Origin of the sequence: Limnobacter olei, assembly GCF_029087225.1 — a bacterium.
GTDB lineage: Bacteria > Pseudomonadota > Gammaproteobacteria > Burkholderiales > Burkholderiaceae_B > Limnobacter > Limnobacter olei.
On sequence record NZ_JARFJD010000049.1, the window covers coordinates 1 to 3,044 of the forward strand.

A 3,044-nucleotide genomic window follows, 5' to 3' on the forward strand; every position below is an offset into this window, starting at 1 on the left:
ATTTCATTGACTTTCCTGTTCACTTTCAAATCTGCGATTCGTGGCGTCAAACCGTGGTCGGTTTCATCCATTGGTGCCAGTTATCGATGCATTTGGCCGCGAAGGCAGGATTTGGTCAGCATAGCGGTCAACCGGGAAGCGAAACACACCCCGCAAGTTGATGCTCTCCAGCCTGGTGGGCGCAATCTTCCCGATCAGTTCCGGTGGAATGACCTGGCGGCGGTTCGACCAGCGATCCAGGACCGCCTGCATCTGTGAGGTATTCCACGCCATCACGATGTTGGCCATCAGGCTCAACGCATCGGCCACAGCCTGCATTTCATCGACACGTTTGGCCTGCGCCGGGCTGATCCGGCCGGTATAAATGGCGCGCTTGAGGGCGTTAACAGCCTCGCCCCGATTGAGCACCCGGCGCAACTCGTTCCTGAAAGCGTCCTTGACAAAGTAGTCAGCCAAAAACGCCGTACGCAGCAACCGCCCCAATTGCACGCCAGCCTCATAGATTGGATCGCCCTGGGCGGCAGAACCGAACCGCGCAAGAGCTGCCACCGCACTGGCATGTCCGCTCATGACCGAGGCTGCCAGGTGCACCAGACTATCCCAATGCTTTTCGATCAAAGCGACGTCGACATTGGCTTCGCACACCGCAGCGATTTCTGCGGGCACTTTGGTGCCGCGTGGCACAAAGAGGTGGCGCTGTTTGAGTTCCTTCAACCGCGGGCAAAGATCAAAACCAAGCAAACGGGCATGTGACATGGCAAAGTCGGTGTAGCCATGGGTATCCACAGCAAGCTGGCTGGTCTCCAGCTTTTCTTGGCGGATGACACCTTCAATGGCCACGCCCGCCTGGCGCTCATTGAGCACAAAGGGCTGCGCATGGAAGATGCCCCACCGGTCTTTTACATGGGAGTAGATTCCAATGGAAGGTGTGTTGCGCCGAGGATCAAGCCGGGCTTGCCACACCCGTTTGGTGGTCTCCATGCTCATCATGTCAGAAGATGCCAAATCGGACCGCCCCCAGGTGGCGGCAATCGGGTGTCGCTGCATGAATTCCAGCACAGCCTGGCAGGCCTGGCTCAGACGCCGTTCGTCCCGCGCCCAGCGCATGGCCTGGCGAATGCTGGTGGCAGACAATTGCGGAATCATGCGCGCGCATTCGACCGCAGTCAGACTGGTGCCGTGGGCCATGATGCCGGCATAGACCATCAGCAGCTCGTCGGTAGAGCGCGGCTCACGTCCGAGCATGATCCAGCTAAAGCGCACCTGGGCGTCAACGGCCAGAATCACTTCCGGCAATTGAACCTCACCGATGCGGTGATCCAAAGCCGCGCGCAGCTTGGTCACTTCTGGGTCTTCGTCCTCTGCGGGCAATGGCGACAAATGGAGTTCATCATCCACGCGCAGTACGCCACTGCGGGCTGCAGCGGCCACCGCATCGACACCGGCAGTTACTCTGGCCAGCAAAGGCTTCAAGAAAGTGGCAGCCTTGCTGGGTAACGATAGACGGGCATAGTGTTTCTTGGACTCTGCCTGCCAACGCTCGTCCGTGAAGAACAAGCGCGCACGACCCCGAAAGCTCAGGCTGTGCTCAATCCAGACCGAGCCATTGCGCACCGCGCGGCGCAGGGCAAACAGGGTGGCCACCTCCAACGCCTGAAACGCCCGTTCCCGGTCTGGGCTGGAGATCGAAACCTGCCAGATCATTCCCAGACTTGGTGCCACCACTTCAACTGGCAGCTTTCTGGATCCTTTGAGATATAAAGCTTGCAGCTTGGCAAGGTACTCGATGGCAGGATGCTCGCCGGTGGCCTGCCAGGGCAGCTTTGCAATGGCGACGAGCAACGACCGCACGGGGCGAATTCCATCAATCAATCCCTCGCGGACCAGGGAGGCCCTGCTCGGTGGTTTGCGTTTCTGGGTTTCGGTGATCAAGGCTTCAAGACGGGCACGCAACTCAGCATCTGGCACCGCACCTTGCGCGCTCAAGGCAACAAGTTCGCCGAGCAGCGTTTTGTACATTGCGGCCCAATTGACGGTAGCGGGGACATCGGCGGCAGCCTGACGCCACAGATCGGCGATCCGGCGCTGCACCATAAGGATCAACTGGTCTGTGGTGGTGAACAGGCAATACCGAAGAAAGCATGCGACCTCCACGGTGCGCGCTGGCTCTTTGATCTTGGCTCCGGCTGAGGGCGGCCTGGAGACAAGTCGGCGCGCGTAGCGGCGCAAGATGAGATCGGGGATGTCTGCCAGGTGCTTATGAACGTCCAGCGTGTAAAGCAGGTCGATGCGCTCCAGTACCTCGCTGATTTGGCGGGTTGAGTGTTTCGCCGGTGCAGCCCATAGCCAACTCTGCTGGGTTTGTCCATCTGGGCGCAGCTCTGAAACTGAGGCTCGCCAGCGATCAAGTGTTGCTGGATCAACGCTGGCGGCGATGGCGGTGCCTGTTTCAACTTCAAGCTGGGCAAGTGCCGCCGCAATCAGTGTCCGAATTGCCCGCTCGTGCACGATCACCAGCTTGTTCTTGTACAGCCATTGACGCGCCCGCACGAGTAGCTGATCGCGGTCGGCGCAGCGCGCCACTTCGTCGCGCAGTTCACGTACCAGTGAGCGGCGCTGGTGCTCGCTCATCCACTGGAATCCAAGGACCGTGCAGGCTACTTGTTGGTGATCGAATAGCGTGCGCCCGCGTTCATACATGGCTCTCAGCGAGGCGACTTCTGGTGCTGCAATGCCAAGCTCGTTGCCAAGGTGGCGCCACAAGGCTACTGGAATTACCCGAAAGGCACCGAGCAAACGCCCACTCATGCGCAGGAAACCAATATGGAGCGCCAGACCAAGCTTGTGGGAATCACCTCGGCGTGCATTGATTGCGTCGCGCTCGGCACCATCGAAGGTGAAAAATGCCTTCATCTCGAAGTCGCTGATATCGCGGGGGAGCCCACGCATCCCCAAAAACGTTGTGTGCCAACCCTGCATCGTGAACCTCAAAAGTGGGAGGCCACCATACCCGTTTACAAAGCGAACAGGAAAGTCAATGAAAT

General features: G+C 59.1%; 1 protein-coding gene. It reads right to left on the reverse strand.

Translation table 11 applies throughout. From position 1 onward, the window contains the following. Positions 1-63: 63 nt before the first annotated feature. Positions 64-2,979 carry a Tn3-like element IS1071 family transposase gene (locus PY990_RS16215; protein ID WP_003049965.1) on the reverse strand — a complete coding sequence of 972 codons (2,916 nt, stop codon included), beginning with the start codon at positions 2,977-2,979 and terminating at the stop codon, positions 64-66. Positions 2,980-3,044: the final 65 nt, after the last annotated feature.